Below are 20,206 nucleotides of genomic sequence, written 5' to 3' on the forward strand. Positions count from 1 at the left end.
TCTCAGTGGAGTTGGCGGCGATGATAGGGACTGTCCAAGGAAAATGCCGGAATGGTCGCTTCGAAGGTTTCCCCGGTTTCCGCTTCCATAACGTAATGGCCTTGCATGATGCCCGACGGAGTCGCCAGCGGCGTACCGCTGGTGTATTCAAAGCTTTGTCCCGGTGACAGCAGCGGCTGTTCGCCGATTACACCCGCGCCCGCGACTTCCTGGACGTTGCCCATTTCATCGGTGATGCGCCAGTAGCGGCTTTTCAGCTGCACGGCCTGGCTGCCACGGTTTTCGATGCGGACATGGTATGCCCACACAAAACGATGCTCTTCGGGATCGCTTTGCTCGTCGAGAAACTCGGGCTCCACCAAAACGGTGATGGAACGTGTGGTGAGGGTGTAAACGCCCTCGGTGTCTGCGGCCAGGTGCTCCATGATGAGCTCTCTCTTGATGTTGGCTCCGGTGTGCGCGGAGCGGTTTTTCATACCTTGAGCATTATCTGGGGTTTATATGCGCAATGTCCAGGTTTGTTCGCTGGGAAAACGATCAAGCCGAACACGACGCCCCGCCCAGAACGCAAAATTTGGCGCAATGGGGGTGATTGAGCGGTACCGCGCCGCCGGCGTCGACCAGGCGGCGGCCCATGTCGAAGCGCGGGTCATAAGGCAGCAAGGTGCACGGCACGACGGTGGGCGCGGCGGTGCCCTTGCGGTGCACGACCATCCGCGAACGGGCGCACATCATGGCGTCGGGACGTACGTTCAGGATACTCCAGCATTGGGTGGTGATTTCCGGCACGTCGCGGCTGTCGTCCATTTCCGGAAACAGTACCAATCGCGACGGGTCGTTCGCGTCAAGACCCAGCCCCCAGGCGTCGAACAAGTGTTGGTAGCCTTGGCGCGCGTCATCTTGCGTTTCCGCCCACATCGTGCGCCCGGCGACATCGATGGAAAAGCCGTGTTGCAAAAGCCACTTCACGCCGCGTTCCATCGGCGCCCAGGTCCCGGCGCCGCGCTCTTGTTCATGGCCTGCTATGGAATGGTGGTCGATGGAAACGCGCAGCTTCAAACGCGCGGTGTCATGACGTTCTTTCAATGACAGCAGCTCTTGGCGTTTTTGCCACAGCGGTTTCATGGCGTTGGTCAAGACCAGGGCGCGAAAGCCGCGCTCCAAAACATCGTCGAGCATGCCCGCCAAGTCGCGGTTCATGAACGGCTCGCCACCGGTAAAACCGATTTCCGCGACCGTCAATCCCTCGGACGCGATTTCATCCAAATACGCACGGACATGATCGCGGCTCAGATACAGCAGATCGTCGTTGCTCGGGCTGGAATTCATATAGCAATGGCCGCACGTGATGTTGCACAGGCTGCCGGTGTTGAACCACAGGGTTTCCAACGCATGCAACGCGACGCTGGCGCGCATTTCGCCCTTGGCCGTTGTCAGCGGGTCGCGAAACTTCAACGGATCAAGCGGGACGAAGTCGTGGGCGCCTTCGGGCATGGTCGATCTTTCATTGCTGCCGGGAATGCGGATCACCGTTCAATTTAGGTTTCGCTCAAACCAAAGGCAAGGTTACACGACCGATCAAGCGGGATCCGTATTGCAAGCCCTCGCATCATGGCCTATACCGTTGAACGGCAGCGTTTAAGCCGCTTAAGCGGGTGTAGCTCAATGGTAGAGCAGAAGCTTCCCAAGCTTACGACGAGGGTTCGATTCCCTTCACCCGCTCCATTCTCTCAGCCTGATTTTACGGACCGTCACTCCAAAATCGCGATCGGCAGCAGACCGTTGGCTTCGGCGTGTTCTTTCAGGCGGCCGTCGGCCTTGATGCGTTTGACGAAATCGTTGATGTAGGCCAGCCATTCGGGGTCGCCTTTGTTGATGGCATAGCCGTATTCGGTTTTGTAAAACGGTGCGCTGGGTTCCAGCAGTTTCGCCCAATCGTAGGTGACGAGGATCTTCTTGCCGTAGGGATAATCGGTGAGGAACGCGTCGGCGCGCCCGGAACGGACTTCTTTTTCGCGCTGTTGGAATTTCACCACCGACAAGACCGAGGCATTTTTGAACGCGCTGGCGGCGTCTTCCATATAGGTGCCTTTTTGCACCACCAAGATGTGGCCTTCCTGGTCCATGTCCTCCCAGGTTTTCAGGGTCGGATGGGTCTTGGTGACGATGGCGTATATGTCGCTGCGCAGGTACGGCGCGCTGAAATCGAGATCCTTGGCGCGTGCTGCGGTGATGCCGACGCCGAACATGGCGATGTCGCATTTATCAGACTGGATGTCCTTGACGAAGGTGGCGAAGCTGGTGTTCACGAACTGCAACTCGACACCCAGGTCCTTGGCCAGTTCTTGGGCCAGACCGATGTCGATGCCTTCAAGTTTGTTGCTTTTGGTGTTGTGAAACGAAATGGCGTAATAGGCCGGCCAATGACACACGCGCACGACGTTGTCGGCGCGGATGCGGTCCAGGTACCCGGCAAAAGCTGGGGCGGTCGTCATCGCCAACAATGCGACGGTGGCAAATGCGGATTTGATGAGCGATTGCATGGGACTGTGAACCTCCGAGTGAGCGCGTCGCGTGATGAGAGTGGTGCGGCCATCTATAAAAGTGACATTTTATGTTTTCCAAGTGTACAATCGTATGAGAAATTTGGGCATGCTTTTTTTCAGCACAATCACAAGGACCCCCTACGTTGCGATTTGATGTGAGCAAGACCTCATGGCTGGGGGGCCGTTATGGTGTGTTGTTCCTGTCCTTGGTGGTGACCGTCGCATTCGTCGCGATTTGGTCGTACCAGCTGTGGCAGGGACAGGAGCGCGCGTTGGTGGCTGCGGAAGCGACCGCGTCCAATCTCGCCCGAGCCATGGAAAACGCCAACAGCCGTACCGTCCAGGCCGTCGATCTGATTCTCGTCAATGTGGCAGCGGGCATGCGCCCCGGTGGTTGGGCGCACGGGCGCGACGGCGAACGCAACGCCATGTCCTTTTTACAGTCTTTGCTGGACGAGGCGCCGCAAGTGCGTGAAATCGCTTTCGCCGATGCCACGGGGCAGATCACGGCGCTATCGCGGCGTGCCGCGCATCCGGCAATGAACATCGCTCATGAGCCCTATTTTCAACTGGCGCAGGCGGGAAAGTTGCCGCCGTTGTATATCAGCACGCCCTATCGCGGACGTTTGCTCGGTGAGGCGCCGGACGGCGGGCGGACCACCAAGCAGTGGCACTTGATCTTCGCCCAAGCCGTTCACGACGACGACGGCACGTTCATCGGCGTCGCCTTGGCGGTGATCAATCCCGGTTATTTCCAAGAGCAAATCGGCTCGCTTGACGTTGGCCAAAAAGGGTTCGTGGCGTACTACCGCTACGATGGCAAACTGCTGGTCCAAGGCGGCCCCGAAAGTCTTGAGATCGGCAAGGATAATCACGCCGACCATCCATTGTTTTCGGATCATTTACCGGTGCGCGAATGGGGTACGTTTCGCCACGAGGCCGACCCATTCCATCCTGCGCCTCATATCGTCAGTTACCGGGCCACCACCCGCTGGCCGTTGTTGGTAGCGGTATATCTGGATCAAAATGAAGTCTTGGCGAGCTGGCGCAACGAAGCTTGGAATTTTTCTGTCGTCATGACCGGCGGCTTGGCAACACTGTTGATGTTGAGCTTTGTGATCTACCGCCAACGCGCCACTGCCGAGCATGCGGAAAAGCAACTGACGTTGCTGAGCACGGCATTGAAAACCTCGGCGAACATGGTGTTGATCACTGACATCGACGCCAACATCGTGTGGGTCAACGATGCCTTTTGCCACCAGTTCGGCTATCGGTTCGATGAAGTCGTCGGACAGACGCCGCGGTTGCTGAAATCGGGCCTGGTTTCGCCCAGGGTGGTGACGGAGATGTGGGAATCGATCCTCGGCGGGCGCACCTGGAATGGTGAGTTCGTTAACAAGCGCAAGGACGGTTCGTTGGTGATCGTCAACCAGACCATCAGCCCGATCCTCGATCAAGACGGCCATGTCACACATTTCGTCGGCATCCACGACGACATCACCAAGCGCAAGGAAACAGAGCTGGAGCTGCGTGAGGCGAAAATCAACGCCGAATCCGCCAATAGCGTGAAGACCCAGTTCCTCGCCAATATGAGCCACGAATTGCGCACCCCGCTCAATGCCGTGATTGGGTTTACCGACATGATGCGCATGGAAATGTTCGGTCCGCTCGGCCATGAAAAGTATCGCGAATACAGCGCCGACATTCACACCTCAGCGACCCACTTGCTGACGCTGATTTCCGATATTTTGGACGTCTCCAAGGTCGAGGCGGGCAAGATGGATCTCTCAGATGGGCGGATTCATCTGCAGGAATTGGCCGAGAGCTGCCACAAATTGCTGAACCATCGCGCCAAGCAGAACGGCATCACCTTGCTCACCGATGTGGCCGATGGATTGCCCGACCTGCTCGCCGATCAGGTTCGGGTCAAGCAGATCGTGCTCAACCTGCTGACCAACGCGATCAAGTTCACACCCAAGGGCGGACGCATCGTATTGTCGATGGAACTGGGCCCCGACAGCGGCATCATCATTCGCACCGAAGACACCGGTATCGGCATCGCCCCGGAAGATCTGGGCAAAGTTTTGGAGCCCTTCGGTCAAGCCAGCGAAGGCAACACCTTGGCGCGCGAAGGCGTCGGCCTGGGTTTATATTTGGTCAAGGCGTTTATGGAAATGCACGGCGGGCGCATCGACATCACCAGCGAGTTGGGCGTCGGCACCGTCGTTTCGGTTATTTTCCCGCCGGTGCGCAGCTTGTTGCCGGTCGAATTGGACAAATCACAATAAAACTCTTTGCCGCACAGACCGGCTTTGCGTCATGATGCGGTCATGACCGATACGACCTCCTCATCGCACGACGACAAGGCCTCGGGCGCTCTTTCGGGGCTGCTTGTTTTGGACCTGACACGCATTCTCGCGGGCCCGTTTTGTACCCAGATGCTGGGGGATTTGGGGGCCGACGTGATCAAGATCGAACGCCCCGGTGCAGGCGACGACACTCGCCATTGGGGCCCAAACTACGTTCGCGACGGCGACGGCGTCAACACCGGCGAAAGCGCCTATTTCGTATCCGCCAACCGCAACAAGCGGTCCGTAACCGTCGATTTGAGCCACCCCGAAGGCGCCGCCTTGGTGCGCCGATTGGCGTTGCAGGCCGATATCTTGGTGGAAAATTACAAGGTCGGCGGGCTGGCGAAATACGGCTTGAGCTATGACGACCTCAAGGCCGAAAATCCCGGTTTGATTTATTGCTCGATCACCGGGTTCGGGCAGAACGGGCCATACGCCGGGCGCGCGGGCTACGATTTCATGATCCAAGGTCTCGGCGGGGTGATGAGCCTGACCGGCGAGCCAGATGGTATGCCGATGAAAACCGGGGTCGCCATCGCCGACGTGATGTGTGGAATGTATGCATCGACGGGCATTCTCGCGGCCGTGCGTCACCGCGAGGTCAGCGGACAAGGGCAGTACGTGGATATGGCGCTTTTGGACACCCAGGTGGCGTGGCTGATCAATCAGGGGCTGGATTATCTGACCACCGGCCAGCTACCTCGCCGTCACGGCAATGCGCATCCCAACATCGTGCCCTACCAGGCCTTTTCCGCACAAGATGGCCACATCATTCTGGCCGTCGGCAATGACGATCAGTTTCGCCGGTTTTGTGTTTTTGCCGGTCTCGATGACTTGGCCGACGACACGCGCTTCGCCACCAACAACGCCCGGGTTGGCCATCGTGACGTCTTGGTCGAGCGAATCGCCGAGGCCATCGCGTCCCATCCGGTTCGCCATTGGCTGGAAGGTTTGGAAATAATCGGCGTGCCGTGCGGTCCGGTCAACGATCTGGCCCAGGTGTTCGACGATCCGCAGGTCCGCCACCGGGGGATGGTGGTGGATTTGCCTCACGAAAGCGATCGCCGCGTGCATGCGCGCCAAATCGCCAGTCCAATTAAATTGTCTGAAACCCCGGTCAGTTACCGCCGTTCGGCCCCAAGCCTGGGCCAGCACACGGGGGAAGTCCTGCGCGAGGTTTTGGGCCTGGAAGCGGACGAAGTCGAACGGCTGCAAAAACAAGGCGTGGTCTAGCTAGACCATGAAATCTTGCGTGCCTTCGATCACCGGGCCCGGCAGCATGCTATCCATATTCATGTACGCGCCGCTGAGCACGTTGATGCCGCAAATACGCGCGACCTTAGCCAGTTCCGGGGTGGGGATGCCCAACACCCAAGTCGGAAGACGGCGATGTGATGCACGCTGGGCGAACAACTGAAACACCTTTCCGGCCAGTTTCAAATCTATGGGCTTGTCGAGCAAATCCAAGACCACGCCGGCGTAGTTGAGATTGGAAAAAGGCGTGAAATCGGCTTGTTCTTTTTCCGGCTGGGCCAGCCAGGTGTCGAAAAACGCCATCAGCGGAATGGTGATATCGTCGAGCGTGTTGAGCGACAAGCTTTTGGGAAATGCGGTGATCTCGGGGATGATGTGGCGGCGTTCTTCAACGCTCAATGTGCGCATCACGTCGGTGACTTCCTTGGCGGCCTCGGATGTGGCGAGCGCCACGGAATTGATGCGCACCAGCAGGCGAAAGCGCTCGCCGCGTTCAAAACGCATGTGCAGGGCCTCGAACGCTTGTTTAAGATACTGCACTTGGCGCTGCATGGTGGCGTCCACCGTGGCTTGGCGGATCAGTGGGGCAACACCGACAAGTTCGTTGCCGGCTTCATCGCGCAGGATCGGTTTGGCGTAAAACAAATCAACCTGGGGTTTGTCGGTTTCCCACACGGGACGATACATGGTGTCGAGAAGAGCGCCTTTGGGTTCAGTCTTGGCGGGTTCGTTCACGGCAAAGCCTATCTTGAATCGGGTTGTTGAATGTGCACCGCGCAAGAGTATATGGTGCGCAATCGTTTTTCACCACATGTGGATGAAGTTTCATCCCCCCAGATCAGGCTGGCGTTATGGTTGAACAAGACAATGAAATCCAAGACGGCGCACAAGCCGAAGCCCAGGTCTTCGCCGCCATCGTGCGCTATCTGGCGGAACGCCTGACCGATGTCGAACCAGATGTCGATCCTGGCGATCTGGCCCACACCGGCGAGTTGTTCTTGGAACTGGCCCAAGCGTTCGAAACCACCGGCGGCTTTGAATTCGACCAGGACCAAGCCTTGCCGTTGTCCCATGCGTTCGCCATGTTGGAAGGCGGCATGCGCATTCTCGCTGAACAGGCGGCTGAATCGGGTCATACCAACGCTGCGGCCAAAATGGAATGGGCAGGTATCAAGGCGCGCGCCATGACGGGCCTTTTGGAAACCCACCATTTATCCGGATCGGGCGGCATCGTGGCGTTCGGTTTGAACGACGATGAGGAAGACGACATCTAAGACTTGATCGGCGGTTATTCGATGCGACCCAACTTGCGCGCCAATTGGCGCAATTCGCGGCGTTCGAACTTTAAGCTCTGCAAATGCTCAGGGTCGCGTTCAGACTTGCTTGCCGGGTCTTCTTCGCTTTTGATTGTGCGGTCCATGATAGCCATGATTTCCTCGACCGCCTGTTGCGCAGCATGAGCCTGATCGAGCGTGGCATCGTCGATCACCACTTCCTGGTCCATCATCAACTCGCTGTAGGCGTCGAAATCGCGCTCGGCCAAATCCGCCAGATCTGCGTCGAGCGATTGCCATATGTCGCCCCATGCCGTCAGCAGGGTGGCAAGCGATTTGGGCGGGTCGGTGCGTTCTTCGATATGAACCATCAAACGCACGAATTGCCATACGGTGAAGCGGAGTTCCACGAGTGAAGCGGTCCTTTTGGTGCGGCTGCAATTTCGACACTTTATATCCCGCTACGCCTGTGTAAAGACGTTGTTTGCTTGTCAGGGAGTGCCGGGGGTTCTTACAATCGGAATTCGCGCAACATCAGGGGGGAAACCGTTCGTGCGCCAACCACACAAACACCTGGGCTTCAAGCGCCGCGCCTTGGTGATTGTCGTTATAACCGCAGCGGTAGCGGGCATTTTGGTGCTGTTTGGCGTGCAGTCGGTGCAGCGTATCCAGGCCGTCGAAGATCGCTGGGTGGTTTACAACCAGGACGCCACCGAAGCGGGGCGGTTGTTGCACAATATTTCGCGCCAGATGGGCTATGGCGGGTTTATCCACCATTTTAAGAACTTCATCTTGCGCCGCGACCTCGAAGACATGGCGAAATTGACCAACAATCGCGAAGCGGTCGACGCCGATTTGGAAAAACTCGAGCAGTTTGTCATTTCCGAAGAGGAAAAAGCCGCCCTGGGTGTGATTCACGCAGCCTTCAACCAATATGCCGAAAGCGTTAACCGAGCGGCCGAAGCGTTCAAGCGCGGCCTGTCTTCGGTTGAGGTCGATATCTTGGTCAAGGTTGATGAACGCCCCACACTGGCCGCCATCGCGATTCTCAATCATTCGTTCATGACCCGCGCCCGCTTGGCCGAAACTCAGATCAACATGGCGCTCAAGGCCGCCGCCAATATGGTTTGGGTGCTGTTGGGCGTTGTTCCGGTGATCGTGCTGTTGGGGGTGGTTTTGATTCTATTTCTGCGCCGGATCATGGTCGCCAATGCAAATTTGAGCGAGGTCCGCGACGAGTTGGCGATGCTGATGCGTCAAGCGCCGGATGCGATTTTGCACGTCGGCAGCGATGGCGCTATTTTGCGCGCGAACGACCGGGCGGTCGCATTGTTCGGTTATCCACGCGAAGAGTTGTTGCACAAAACGATCGAGGACCTGATCCCTAAACGATACCAGGGTGATCATGTTGGAATTCGCGAGCAGGCGTTCGACACTATGTCCTCGCGTCCCGTCGGTCGGGGCTCTACGCTGTTCGCGTTGACCAAAGACGAGCGAGAAGTGCCGGTTGAAATCAGCTTAAACTTCTCGCTGTCGGGCGGAAAGCGCATCGCCACCGCGATCGTGCGCGATATCACCGAACGCAAGCGCGCGGAAGAGGCGCTGAAGCAGGCCCACGACGAATTGGAACAGCGCGTGCGCGAACGCACGGTCGAACTGGAACAACGGACCCGCGAACTGGAAGACGAAATCACCGAGCGCCGCCGCGCCGAAAGCCAATTGGTTCAATCGGCGAAAATGGCCACCATCGGCGAGATGTCGTCGGGCATCACCCACGAACTGAATCAACCCATGAACATCATGCGCATGGGTGTGGAGGCCGCGCAAATTCGCATCCAGCGCGGACAAGCGGACATTCCGTCACTGGCCGAGACCTTGGCGCGGATTGAAAGTCAGATCTTGCGGATGTCCGATATCATCAACCATATGCGCATTTATTCCCGACAAGATACCGAAGGGCAAGAACCCTTCGATCCGTATCAAGCTGTGCGCGAAGGCTGCAAATTGTTCGCCGGTCAATTGCCCGGTTTGAATGTGGATCTGGTCGTCGATGTGCCGCCGCCGAGCGATGAGCTAAGTCAAGTCGTCGGCCATGCCATCCGGCTCGAACAAGTGATCTTGAACCTGTTGAGCAATGCACGTGACGCGATCGTTGGACGACAAAGTCGCGGTGGCAAGGCGTTGGCCGGGAAAATCACCGTTCACATGAACGAAGATGTCGAGCGCGACAGCGTTACCATTACCGTCGACGACAACGGTGGCGGCATCGGCGAGGATGTTTTGCCGCACATTTTCGCACCGTTCGTGACCACGAAGGAGAGCGGTCAGGGTACGGGACTGGGCCTGTCCATCAGTTACGGCATCATCGAAGGCATGCACGGTGTCATCAGCGCCGTAAATTTAGACGATGGCGCGCGTTTCGAGATCACGTTGCCGCGGATCGACAAGGATGCAGTTTCTAGCATCGGGGCGGCCGGGGCGAAAACGGTATTCGATACGGCGCCGACGGCATCAGGCCCCAAAACCGCCTCGGCGCTCAAGCCCATCACGGTGCTGATCGTCGATGACGAGGTCAGCGCGGCGAACAGCCTAGCGGATTTTCTGCAAGAGATCGGCTACCTGGTATACACAGCTTACAACGGTGAGGAGGCACTTCGAATTTACGAATCCGATCCCGTCGACGCTGTGATCACGGATGTTCATATGCCCGTGATGGACGGTTGGGAACTGGTTCGCAGGTTGCGCGAACGTTCTGGGTCGTTACCCATTTTCGCGATGACGGGACAGGTGATCGAGGAAGCCGACGATTATTTGTTGCACGGCGCGACCGACCTTTGGCGCAAGCCGATCAGTTTGAGTGAAGCGTCCCAACGCTTGCATGAGGTGTGTGGCGAAGACAGGGCGTAGGCGAATCGTTGTCGGTGATCCGATCCGGCCTTGCCCTTGTCTCTTCGCTTCGATTGCGCACCTTTAACCTCGCGATTTACTCGGCAGCTATCGAGAAGGTGCTCTGCTGTTGCACAGGGGTGGCGTGTTTGGATTTTCCACCAACGATTTCCACCAGTTGATGAAGCTTTTCAAAGACAGATTCGATATCAAGATTGGCAAGATCAGCGTACGCTTGGCGGCTGCGTTCGGCGTGAACTTGGGCACGACGCGCGGTGAACAGGGCTTGTTCACGGAGATGTTTGCTGCCTTCGCACATTTGGCAAATCGGATGTTGTTCATTGGATGTTGTCATGGTTTCGCCCCCTAGGCTTGATGACGGTTACAGTTACATGGTCAATTTCGGGTCAATGCGGCAGACGTGCTCCGGTGGCGGACCAGTCCGGTTCGATCACCATGCGCACGGCCTGGACGCGGTTGTTGACGCCCATTTTGCGATAGATATTTTTGACGTGGATTTTGATGGTGGCTTCTTGCAAGTCGATGGTGCGCGCGATTTCTTTGTTGGTCATGCCGCCGGCCAACAATTCCAAAACGTGCTGTTCACGCTTGCTCAGTTTGTCAAACCGCGCAGCGTTGATGGCCCGCGTACTCGCTGCAGCCTGTGTCGCACCGGCGTAAGGACGGTTTGTGTCCTGAACGGCGGCGCCGACCAAAATTTGCGACGGGATATAGCGTTCCCCGGCCATTACCAGCTGCAAGGCGCTCATCATCACCTCGCTGCCTGCGCTTTTGGGGATGAAGCCCGCGATCCCGAGATTAAAGGCCTTCAAAATGGCCGTTTGATCGTGAGTTCCCGACAAGATCACCACGGGAACGCTGGGGTGGGTCTCCATCATCTGCCGCACACCGGCCAGGCCGTTCATGCCCGGCATGCCGAGGTCCAAGATGATCAGCTTGAGGTCTTGAGCTTCTTTGGAGGCCTGCATGGCATGTTCGAAAGCGGCGGCTTCGATAACGTTGACGTTATCATCCAACTCTTCGAGAAACGGCGTCAGTCCATCTCGGACCAATTTATGATCGTCGGCTAAGATGATGTCCATGTTGCGGTTTCTCCCCCGTCGGTTGGCCTTGAGGCACGGTCACGGTGTTTTCTCCACCGATAAGCACAGCCTATCAGCACCTGCAAGAGAGGTGGACGTTCGTAGGTAGTATCGGGTGGGGCTTATGTATTAACCGCGTGTGGTGTTAATACTTAAGGATTAGGTGGTGTCTATCCATAGTCACAGCCGCCATGCTCGACGCAACCTGCCCCGTGGCGAGGCCGCTCAAGCGGTGGGGTTTTTCCAGCCGGCCTGCAAGGTGATTCTGACGGCTTGGGCACGGTTTTGCGCGCCAATCTTGCGATAAATGTTGCGCACGTGGATTTTGACGGTGATCTCCTGCAAATCCAAGGCGCGGGCGATTTCCTTATTGGTTTCACCTTCGATCAAGTGGGCGAGTATTTCCATTTCGCGTTGCGTCAACGTGGCAAACCGGGGATCTTCTGTTTGCGCCGCTGGGTCGCTGGGCGGGACGAAAATGCTTTCGTCTTCATCGGGGCCGCTTTCCGAAAAAGCTTCGGAGGGAAGATACTTTTCACCAGCCATGACCAAACGCAATGCGTTGACCATGGCCATGCCGCCAATATTTTTGGGGATGTAACCCGAAATGCCGTAGCCTAGCGCCGCGATCACGTCCTTGCGGTTGTAATGACCGGATAAGATGACGATGGGGACGCCTGGGTGACTTTGGGTGAATTTGCTAATGCCGTTAAAGCCGTCCATGCCGGGCATTTTGAGGTCGAGCAAGATGAGATCGAGCTTACCTGCGCTGCTGGCTTGAGCCTCGGCACCGGACAAGTTGTCGGCTTCAAGCACCTCGACATCGTCGGCCAGTTCTTGCAGAAAAGGGCGAATGCCTTCGCGCACAAGGGTGTGATCGTCTGCAAACAAAATGCGCATGATAGCGGCCCCGGTCCTCCCGTGTACGAGCGTGCGTAGCAAATTCCGGAAAGAAAGCTGGCGCGTTTATTAGCCATTGCGCCATGACAATTCCTCCCCAGAACCAATAGATTACGGGCAGAATGGCGGATGGGGCAAGGATTCAATTGTGGGTCTGTTTGGGCCGGTCGGTGTCGAAAAACCGTCGAAAATACGTTTTGGCGTTTATGGGATGCACAAATCGCCGATTTTTTGGCTCAATTCCATCAAGCTGACGGGTTTTTTCATCACGTCGACTGGAGCGGAACCAGGGGTCGATGCGATGGTTTCTGTCTCGCCTAAGTGTCCAGTGACGGCGATGATGGGCAGGTTGGCGTCGATACGGCGCAATTCCTGGATCAATTCCGTGCCGCTGAAACCGGGCATGCGTATATCGGTGATCACCACATCGGGATTGTGAGTCCGATAAGCCGCCAGGCCGGTTTTGCCGTCGTTGGCGGTGGTCACGGTGAAGCCTTCCTCGGTCAGGTAGTCAGCCATGGCACGGGCCGCTTCGGCTTCGTCTTCCACCACCAAAACATGCCTGTTTTTGAAAATCGGCGCGACGGACGCCTCCAATGACGCCGCTTGTTCAGCGTGCAGGTCATGGACGGAATCGCCCGCGCCATCGCTTTCGGCGTGGCTGGTTTCGCATAGCGGTAAGGCGATGGTGAAACATGCTCCGTCAGCGGTGTTTACAGCGCTGAGGGTGCCGGACATGCCGACGATGATTTCGTGACTGAGCGACAACCCCAACCCGGTGCCTTGACCGATCTCCTTGGTGGTGAAGAATGGATCGAAAATGTGTCCGATGTCATCCGCGCCGATGCCGCCGCCGTTATCGGAAATGCGGATCACGGCGTCGTGACGTTCGGGATGGGCCTGACAATCGATGGTGATTTGCCCATTCCAACCGGTGACGTTGCCTTTGTTGGCGTCGACGATGGAATCGCGAGCATTTTTCAAAAGATTCAGCAGAACCTGTTCAAGTTGGATCGGGCTGCCCATGGCCTTAAGCCCCGACACCGCGCCGGTAACGTTGATGTGCACGTTGTCTACGCGGAACGGATTGCGCAGCAAATGCACGATGTCGCGAATGCACAGCGACACATCGAATTCGACGATCGGCCCCGGATCCTTTCGGCTGAAAATGCGCATGCTGTCCATGATGGAGCCCATGCGTTCGGCTTGGTCTTGGATAAGTTTGTAGTTTCTCAGGTGCAAGGCATCATCGGCTTTGCCGCGATCCATTTTGAGCATTCCGCCCTCAGCTGCAAAGCGCATGATGTTTAAGGGTTGGCTCAATTCATGAGCCAACCCCGCCGCCATCCCGCCGAGCGACGCCAGTTTGGCGTTTTGCGCCATGGTGGCATCCACCAGCTTGCGTTGCGTCACATCGCGGATCACGGTGTGGCACACCGCTTCACCTTGGTAATTGGTGGGCGCGGTGACGACTTCGGCGTCAAAAATGTTTTGATCCAGCCTGCGCAGCCGACAAGAAGTAATTTGCCCGCCTTGGTGCCAGTGAGCCAGTCGGTCATGGTCTTCGATGCTGGCATCACGCGGCAAAATATCGTCTAGAGCAAGGTGCAACAGGCCTCGTTCGTCTTTCGCGCCGAAGATTTTTCCCGCCGCAGCGTTGGCGAACAAAATTTTCCGGCCATCATGCACCAGCATGGCGTCCGGCGCCAATTCGAACAAGGTGCGGTAGCGTTGCTCGCTTTCCATCAAGGCCCGTTCCATGCGGCGGCGTCCGGTGATGTTACGTAAAATGCTCTCCAGGGCCGGCTGGTTGTCAAACATGACGGGGCTGACTTGCGCTTCGGTGTAAATCACGCTGCCGTCGGCACAGATGAATTTCATGTCCGCTTGCGGTAGAGGACTGTCGCTGGTTGAGGCTTTTTCCAGACGAATTTCAGCTAGGCGATGATGATCTGGGTGTATCAGGTCAAAGATGTCCTTGCCGATAACTTGATCGACATGCTGATAACCCAACATTTCGGCTGCGGTTGAATTGGCATAGAGAATAATGTTGTCGCGATGTACATAGATCGCCACCGGCGCGCGTTCGATCAAGTCGCGGTGATGGCGTTCACTATCGATCAAAGCCTGTTCACGCTTCTTGATTTCCGTGATGTCGGTGCGGATTCCCACGGAACCGCCATCGGGCAGTTTGCGATCACGCAGCAAAATCCACCGCCCGTCGGCCATCTGCATTTCCGATGTCCCCTGGGGGTTGCGGAACTCACGCACTCGGTCTTCATGCCAAGATTGGGCATCTTGATCGATCTGTGCGGTCCCGCCGGAGGTGGTCATGGCGTGGGCGAGGTCGGAGAAGTGCGTGCCGGGAACCAACTTGTCGGCAATTTGAGGGTACAGCGCGCGGTATTGATCGTTGCACATGACAAAGGCTTCATCTTTGTCGAATATGACGAAGCCTTCCGAAATGCTGTCGATGGCGGTCTGCAGGTGATGTTCGGCCACCACGGTGCGTCGTTCACTTTCACGGGCGCGCAGGGTAACCATCAACAGCGCGCCAAAAGCGCCCAGCGCCAAAGCCGAAGCAGCAATCAAGAGGGCTTTTTCAAACCCGTCGTGTTCTGAAGTTGGGTGGAAAAAGACTGCCCCCAAAAACAACGTCAGGCTGAGCCCAAACGTAGCGACCAAGCCGACCCATGCAGCCGACAAGCCGGGCTTCGACCTCACGCGTTGGTGCGATTGCTCCTTAATGTTCCCCATTTGGCCGTATGGCGGAAAGCCGCCCTCCCACGTTCGCAAACCCGACAACGCACCCCACATTTCGGAGTCGCGCTAGAAGATGGGGCGTTCGGTATTGAATTTGCTGTAACACGAGGCTAGCCCCATTGGGAAAACATACAAAGAAAGCATAGGTATGGCGAATGCCAACCTTAGTATAGGGGCGAGGCATCTGGCCGATACTTAAGTATCGATTCGTGCGGCTTTAAGGCACGACGAGTTCGAAATCGGCCTCGGCGACGCATTGGCCGTTGATCAACACCTCTATGCGATGACGGCCCGGATAATAGCGCCGCGTGGTGATCGGCTTGATGGGGTGGCGCTTGGTGGTGTGCAACACGGCGCCGGGGTTGATACTCGCGGTTTTCCACTTGAAAACTTTGGCCGTGGTGCGGCCGTTGGCGCGCATGTGGTGAACGGCGTAGTCGATCACCAAGGGCTGCGGTTCGCTGGATGTAGAAGCGATTGCGATGTCGAAACTCAATGCCTCACCCAACGCGATGCGTGGCGTGGACAAGGAAAAGCTTTCCACCGTGATAAGAGCCGGGGCAAACCCCAATGCTTGCAATGCATATGCATGGCCGGATTTGATCAGCGTACGCAGGCCGTGACGAACCAAGCGCTGACGATCGGGGCTGGCGTCGATCATCCAGTCTTGAGCGAGCAGAGCCACTCGGTCGGGATGGTCTTTGGCAATGTCGTTGAGGTTGTTGGCGACAGAGCGTCGAACGTATTCGGACGGGTCGTCTTTGAGCATCTCCAACAGTCGGATCACCGGCGAGGGATCGTCGACGAATGTATGTAGGCGCATGCCCCACGGCAGGCGCGGGCGGCTGCCTTCACTGACCAGCCGGCGCACATGTTCGTTTTTGTCCGTGGTCCAACGTGCAAAGGTCTCCAACGTCTGTTCTGGATGGTTTGCGAGAAAAGGGCGCACGGCGAATTCCGACGAAAAGCGCGAGGTCATGTCCTTGAGCGTGTCCAGCGCCAGAGCCACGTGATTTTGGCCGCGCAAGGCGATGAATTCAGCCATCGGCAAAATTGGCCAGCCCCTGATGCCGCGGTCGACTGGGCCGGTTTGCATATCGCTGTTGGTTTGACCGCAGTCTGGATCCAGGCTCGCGATCAAGATATCTGCAGCGCTGGGAAAATCTTCGGGCAGATGGTGTATCAGGGCTGTCGTGATGCGATCCGCGCGCTGCTTCAATTCCAGCCGCTCAAGCCCTTCACTGGCCGTGGCGATGAAGCTCGGCGCATCGAAATCGGGAGCCACGCGGCCAAGATGCCGGGCCATGGCGCGGATGACGGGGACGTTGAAGTTGTTTTTGAACGGTTCGGCCATGCGGCGATGATAAGTCGCGCCGGGGCTGGGGGGAAGCCTTCTCGATGAGGTTTTAATACCTCTGTTACATTGGCCCATTACTCACACTCCCCATGACCCATCTCCGCGTCGCGACCTATAACACTTGGAACTGCCAAGGGGACCTTGATCGCCGTCTGGCGCTCATGTCTTCGGGCCTGCAGGCTGTGAACGCCGATGTGGTTTTGCTGCAAGAAGTGTTTGCCGAAGTCCCCAGCGGTCACGACGTGGCGCGTCAACTGGCGCGCGATCTGAACATGAACGTGGCGTACGCACCCACCCGCAAAAAACTGCGACCGCTCAACGGCGCGCCGGTGTTGGGTTGTTCTGGTTTGGCGGTGTTGACGCGTGGTGAAATACACACCCATCAAATCGTGCGCTTGCCCGAAGATACCCGCGATGGCGAACGCTTGGCGCAGGTGGTGTCGACCGACATCGGGGGCACAACGGTACTGCTAGCCAATGTGCATCTGAGCCATCTGACGGACGCCGATGGCCTTCGTCAAAACCAGATCGAGGTTTTGATGGATCACCTTGCAAATGCACGCGCATGCGATGTGACGATCTTGGGCGGCGACATGAACATGACGCAAGGGCACTCGACCTTGATGGAGCTTCAGACCAATCGTGGCTTTCAATTGGCGCTATGCAAAATTCCGCCGACCACGACCCTCAATCCCGTCGAGGCCGGTGCGCCAAGTATGGGGGTGATCGATCATATATTGGTCAAAGCGCCGAAAGACTGCCGCATTGAGGCGCAAACCGCGTTGAACGCACCCGACAGCGCATCGGGTTTCTATCCCAGCGATCACATGGCGGTGATTGCGGATATCGACTGCCGTTGACACACCTTTAACGCGGGGTTGTCATAAATTTTTCATGCGAAAACCGTAGAAGACGAAGATTCACTCTTGGAATGGAATATTGACGTGAGCATACGCATAGGAATCAATGGGTTTGGCCGCATGGGTCGCTTGGCGCTGCGTGCAGGGTGGGGACGATCCGGACTGGATTGGGCCCGCATCAATGAAATCGCCACCGATGCGGATGGCGCTGCGCACCTGCTGACGTTCGATTCGGTGCATGGGCGCTGGCATATCGAAGCCAGCCATGACGCCGACGCGCTGCGCATCGAAAACAAATCCCTCGCCTATAGCTCGATCCCGGCCATCGAAGACGGCGCGTGGGGCGATTGCGACATCGTCTTGGAATGCACCGGCAAATTTCGCAAGCCCGAACAACTGCAAAGCTATTTCGATCAGGGCGTGAAAAAAGTCATCGTCGCCGCACCGGTCAAGGCTCCCTCGACGGATGTCGCGCTCAACGTGGTGTATGGCGTCAACGACGACCAGTACGACCCCGCCCACCACCACCTGCTGACGGCGGCCAGTTGCACCACCAACTGTCTCGCGCCGGTGGTCAAGGTTGTGCATGAACAAATCGGTATCGAGCACGGCGCCATCACCACCATCCATGATGTGACCAACACCCAGGTGGTGGTCGATTTTCCGCACAAGGACAAACGCCGGGCGCGTTCGAGCCTGATGAATTTGGTGCCGACCACCACCGGATCGGCTACCGCGATCACCATGATTTACCCGGAACTGACGGGCAAGCTCAACGGCCACGCGGTGCGCGTGCCGCTGTTGAATGCGTCGCTGACCGATTGCGTGTTCGAACTTAAACGCCCCGTGACGAGCGATGAAGTCAACGCGATGTTTCGTGACGCTGCCGATGGTGCGCTCAAAGGAATCCTGGGGTTCGAAGACCGCCCCTTGGTATCCACAGATTTCGTCAACGATCCGCGTTCGTCGATCATCGACGGTCCTTCGACCATGGTGGTGGACGGAACTCAGCTCAAGGTTCTGGCTTGGTACGACAACGAATGGGGTTACGTGAACCGCATGGTGGATTTGGCGGCCAAGGTCGCCCAAACGCTTTAAAGGCAAACCGATTATGAACATGGAGAACCGCAATCGCGCTCAACCACTGAAAGCCCTGACTCGCGCCACGCGTGGCGAAAGCGGGGTTGTGAATGCGTTGGCGCGTTTCTTTCATGTTCTGTTTTCGCCGGTGGCGAATAAAGTCAAAAGCAGTTCGGACGAGATACCGTTCAATCCGTATCAAGCTAGGCACACGGCAAACCCGGAGTACCGAGAACCGGAACGCAGCTATGCGCCCGATCCGGTGATCGTTCAACCCATTCACCAACGCAAGGCCGCGTTTCCCGATATCCTCACACGCACGCTGGATGCGTTGCATTGCCCGGTGGTGGTGGTTGGTCCGCGCCGCCTTGTTGCGCACGTCAACGCCGAAGCGCGCGAATTGTTCGGCCATAAAATCGTGGGCCGGAATTTGGCGTTGTTTTTTCGCGAGCCGAAAGCCCTCGACATGCTCACCGAGGTGATGAACGACGGCGGCACCCGGCGTTTGGAGGTGAACCTCGACGTGCCGATCCAGCGTCAATACATGTTGGTGATTTCACGACTGTCCGAAGTGCCGTCCGAACCGCCGCATGCGGTGCTTGAGTTTCAGGAAACGACCCTCATCAAGCGTACCGAATCGATGCGTTCGGAATTCGTCGCCAATGTCAGCCACGAACTGCGCTCGCCGCTGGCGACGTTGATCGGTTTTATCGAAACCATGCAATCGGCCTCCGACGATCCGAGCGCAATCGACATCAACGCACAAGTGCGGTTCCTCAACATCATGGAAGGCGAAGCGCAACGCATGAGCCGCATGATCGACGACTTGCTGTCGCTGACCAATGTCGAGTTGCGCGAACACGAACGTCCGCGCGACCCCGTCGATTTGGCGGAACTGCTGCGCGAGGTGGTGGATGCGCTGGCGGCGCGCGGCCACAATCATCAGGTGGACATCACACTCGAATGCGCGAGCGATTTGCCGCAAGTTTGCGGTGCACGCGATCAATTGATTCAGGTCTTTCACAATCTGATCGTCAATGCGATCAAATACGGAAGCAGTGGCGGATGTGTCGACGTCACGGCGGTCGCTAGTGAAAACGGCCTGCCGGATGGCGGACCGAGTTTGCAGGTGAGTGTGCGCGATTATGGCGATGGCATCGAAGCCGAGCACATTCCGCGCCTGACCGAACGCTTCTATCGGATCGACAAAGGGCGGTCACGTTCGATGGGCGGCACCGGGCTGGGGCTGGCGATCGTCAAACACATCGTCAACCGCCACCGCGGCCGTTTTCAGATAGAAAGCACGCTGGGCAAGGGCTCGACATTCTCCGTGCGGCTGCCTGCCTTTACAGGACGCGGATAACGGCGAAGCCGCGGCTAGCGCTATGTCACAATTTAGTAACCAAACGGACATCAAAGCGTAAGCACCGCTCCATAGAGTCGCGGCCGTGCGCTGGCGATCCGCGTCGGCGGGCGAGCAGTTTTTCTTTTGGGAGCGATCTCTTATGTTGAAGAAGACCCTTACGGTTGCCGCGATTGCCGGTGTATTTGTTGCCGGCGCCGCCCAGGCCCGCGACCAGATCCGCATCGTCGGTTCGTCGACGGTGTTTCCGTTTTCCACCGCTGTCGCCGAACAGTTTGGCAAGACCAGCAGCTTCAAGACCCCCGTTGTCGAGTCGACCGGCTCCGGTGGCGGTTTGAAATTGTTCTGCGCCGGCGCCGGCGACGAACACCCCGACATCACCAACGCCTCTCGCCGTATCAAGAAGAGCGAAGTCGAGAAGTGCGCGAAGAACGGCGTGACCTCGATCACCGAAGTGAAGCTCGGCTAT

The 20,206-nt window shown here is 57.4% G+C and carries 18 protein-coding genes and 1 tRNA gene; 9 read left to right on the top strand and 10 right to left on the bottom strand.

Translation table 11 applies throughout. The annotated features are described in order from the left end of the window. Nucleotides 1-2: 2 nt before the first annotated feature. Nucleotides 3-425: a Co2+/Mg2+ efflux protein ApaG gene (gene apaG / locus VIN96_RS11550; protein WP_331896360.1), complete on the bottom strand. Its 423-nt coding sequence runs from the start codon at nucleotides 423-425 to the stop codon at nucleotides 3-5. Nucleotides 426-537: 112 nt separating this feature from the next. Then, on the bottom strand, nucleotides 538-1,494 hold the full coding sequence (locus VIN96_RS11555) for a radical SAM protein (protein ID WP_331896362.1): 957 nt from the start codon (nucleotides 1,492-1,494) through the stop codon (nucleotides 538-540). Nucleotides 1,495-1,651: 157 nt separating this feature from the next. Here VIN96_RS11555 and VIN96_RS11560 point away from each other — a divergent pair. Then, nucleotides 1,652-1,725: transfer RNA gene (locus tag VIN96_RS11560), tRNA-Gly, on the top strand. Nucleotides 1,726-1,751: 26 nt separating this feature from the next. On the opposite strand, the gene VIN96_RS11565 is transcribed toward VIN96_RS11560, so the two are convergent. Further along, nucleotides 1,752-2,543 (bottom strand): ABC transporter substrate-binding protein, encoded by a 792-nt coding sequence (locus VIN96_RS11565; protein ID WP_331896364.1) that lies wholly within the window; start codon nucleotides 2,541-2,543, stop codon nucleotides 1,752-1,754. Nucleotides 2,544-2,701: 158 nt separating this feature from the next. Here VIN96_RS11565 and VIN96_RS11570 point away from each other — a divergent pair, with 158 nt between their 5' ends. Next, complete coding sequence (locus VIN96_RS11570; protein WP_331896366.1) at nucleotides 2,702-4,834, top strand: ATP-binding protein; 2,133 nt, start codon at nucleotides 2,702-2,704, stop codon at nucleotides 4,832-4,834. Between the two features lie 42 nt (nucleotides 4,835-4,876). Then, nucleotides 4,877-6,130: a CaiB/BaiF CoA-transferase family protein gene (locus VIN96_RS11575; protein ID WP_331896368.1), complete on the top strand. Its 1,254-nt coding sequence runs from the start codon at nucleotides 4,877-4,879 to the stop codon at nucleotides 6,128-6,130. On the opposite strand, the gene VIN96_RS11580 is transcribed toward VIN96_RS11575, so the two are convergent. Continuing rightward, nucleotides 6,131-6,886, bottom strand: coding sequence for a hypothetical protein (locus VIN96_RS11580; protein WP_331896370.1), 756 nt, complete (start codon nucleotides 6,884-6,886; stop codon nucleotides 6,131-6,133). 116 nt (nucleotides 6,887-7,002) lie between these two features. Here VIN96_RS11580 and VIN96_RS11585 point away from each other — a divergent pair, with 116 nt between their 5' ends. Then, nucleotides 7,003-7,425: a hypothetical protein gene (locus VIN96_RS11585; protein WP_331896372.1), complete on the top strand. Its 423-nt coding sequence runs from the start codon at nucleotides 7,003-7,005 to the stop codon at nucleotides 7,423-7,425. Between the two features lie 14 nt (nucleotides 7,426-7,439). Here the strand turns inward: VIN96_RS11585 and VIN96_RS11590 are convergent, their stop codons facing one another. Continuing rightward, the gene (locus VIN96_RS11590) at nucleotides 7,440-7,835 is read right to left on the bottom strand and encodes a hypothetical protein (protein ID WP_331896374.1); all 396 of its coding nucleotides are present in this window, start codon (nucleotides 7,833-7,835) and stop codon (nucleotides 7,440-7,442) included. A 142-nt stretch (nucleotides 7,836-7,977) separates the two neighbouring features. On the opposite strand from VIN96_RS11590, the gene VIN96_RS11595 reads away from it, so the two are divergent. Further along, nucleotides 7,978-10,332, top strand: coding sequence for an ATP-binding protein (locus tag VIN96_RS11595; protein WP_331896376.1), 2,355 nt, complete (start codon nucleotides 7,978-7,980; stop codon nucleotides 10,330-10,332). A gap of 76 nt (nucleotides 10,333-10,408) precedes the next feature. Here the strand turns inward: VIN96_RS11595 and VIN96_RS11600 are convergent, their stop codons facing one another. From VIN96_RS11600 to VIN96_RS11620, 5 genes are all read right to left on the bottom strand, one after another. Continuing rightward, the gene (locus VIN96_RS11600; protein WP_331896378.1) at nucleotides 10,409-10,666 is read right to left on the bottom strand and encodes a hypothetical protein; all 258 of its coding nucleotides are present in this window, start codon (nucleotides 10,664-10,666) and stop codon (nucleotides 10,409-10,411) included. Between the two features lie 52 nt (nucleotides 10,667-10,718). Further along, complete coding sequence (locus tag VIN96_RS11605; RefSeq protein WP_331896380.1) at nucleotides 10,719-11,414, bottom strand: response regulator transcription factor; 696 nt, start codon at nucleotides 11,412-11,414, stop codon at nucleotides 10,719-10,721. Between the two features lie 225 nt (nucleotides 11,415-11,639). Continuing rightward, a complete protein-coding gene (locus VIN96_RS11610) occupies nucleotides 11,640-12,314 on the bottom strand; it encodes a response regulator transcription factor (protein WP_331896382.1) in 675 nt (224 codons plus the stop codon). A 204-nt stretch (nucleotides 12,315-12,518) separates the two neighbouring features. Next, nucleotides 12,519-15,038: a PAS domain S-box protein gene (locus tag VIN96_RS11615; protein ID WP_331896384.1), complete on the bottom strand. Its 2,520-nt coding sequence runs from the start codon at nucleotides 15,036-15,038 to the stop codon at nucleotides 12,519-12,521. A gap of 256 nt (nucleotides 15,039-15,294) precedes the next feature. Then, nucleotides 15,295-16,431 (bottom strand): hypothetical protein, encoded by a 1,137-nt coding sequence (locus tag VIN96_RS11620; RefSeq protein WP_331896386.1) that lies wholly within the window; start codon nucleotides 16,429-16,431, stop codon nucleotides 15,295-15,297. A 92-nt stretch (nucleotides 16,432-16,523) separates the two neighbouring features. On the opposite strand from VIN96_RS11620, the gene VIN96_RS11625 reads away from it, so the two are divergent. The 4 genes from VIN96_RS11625 to VIN96_RS11640 form a co-directional block, all read left to right on the top strand. After that, on the top strand, nucleotides 16,524-17,294 hold the full coding sequence (locus tag VIN96_RS11625; RefSeq protein WP_331896388.1) for an endonuclease/exonuclease/phosphatase family protein: 771 nt from the start codon (nucleotides 16,524-16,526) through the stop codon (nucleotides 17,292-17,294). A gap of 84 nt (nucleotides 17,295-17,378) precedes the next feature. Continuing rightward, complete coding sequence (locus VIN96_RS11630; RefSeq protein WP_331896390.1) at nucleotides 17,379-18,392, top strand: ArsJ-associated glyceraldehyde-3-phosphate dehydrogenase; 1,014 nt, start codon at nucleotides 17,379-17,381, stop codon at nucleotides 18,390-18,392. A gap of 13 nt (nucleotides 18,393-18,405) precedes the next feature. Beyond that, complete coding sequence (locus VIN96_RS11635; protein WP_331896391.1) at nucleotides 18,406-19,737, top strand: ATP-binding protein; 1,332 nt, start codon at nucleotides 18,406-18,408, stop codon at nucleotides 19,735-19,737. Nucleotides 19,738-19,879: 142 nt separating this feature from the next. Then, the coding region (locus VIN96_RS11640) for a substrate-binding domain-containing protein (RefSeq protein WP_331896392.1) at nucleotides 19,880-20,206 on the top strand (327 nt) is incomplete at its 3' end.

This window comes from Magnetovibrio sp. (assembly GCF_036568125.1).
GTDB lineage: Bacteria > Pseudomonadota > Alphaproteobacteria > Rhodospirillales > Magnetovibrionaceae > Magnetovibrio.

Coding starts and splice junctions, on each gene's coding strand:
- VIN96_RS11575 (WP_331896368.1), top strand. CDS start 4,877: ATGACCGATACGACCTCCTCATCGCACGACGACAAGGCCTCGGGCGCT.
- apaG (WP_331896360.1), bottom strand. CDS start 425: ATGGAGCACCTGGCCGCAGACACCGAGGGCGTTTACACCCTCACCACA.
- VIN96_RS11635 (WP_331896391.1), top strand. CDS start 18,406: ATGAACATGGAGAACCGCAATCGCGCTCAACCACTGAAAGCCCTGACT.
- VIN96_RS11620 (WP_331896386.1), bottom strand. CDS start 16,431: ATGGCCGAACCGTTCAAAAACAACTTCAACGTCCCCGTCATCCGCGCC.
- VIN96_RS11565 (WP_331896364.1), bottom strand. CDS start 2,543: ATGCAATCGCTCATCAAATCCGCATTTGCCACCGTCGCATTGTTGGCG.
- VIN96_RS11625 (WP_331896388.1), top strand. CDS start 16,524: ATGACCCATCTCCGCGTCGCGACCTATAACACTTGGAACTGCCAAGGG.
- VIN96_RS11605 (WP_331896380.1), bottom strand. CDS start 11,414: ATGGACATCATCTTAGCCGACGATCATAAATTGGTCCGAGATGGACTG.
- VIN96_RS11555 (WP_331896362.1), bottom strand. CDS start 1,494: ATGCCCGAAGGCGCCCACGACTTCGTCCCGCTTGATCCGTTGAAGTTT.
- VIN96_RS11600 (WP_331896378.1), bottom strand. CDS start 10,666: ATGACAACATCCAATGAACAACATCCGATTTGCCAAATGTGCGAAGGC.
- VIN96_RS11610 (WP_331896382.1), bottom strand. CDS start 12,314: ATGCGCATTTTGTTTGCAGACGATCACACCCTTGTGCGCGAAGGCATT.
- VIN96_RS11585 (WP_331896372.1), top strand. CDS start 7,003: ATGGTTGAACAAGACAATGAAATCCAAGACGGCGCACAAGCCGAAGCC.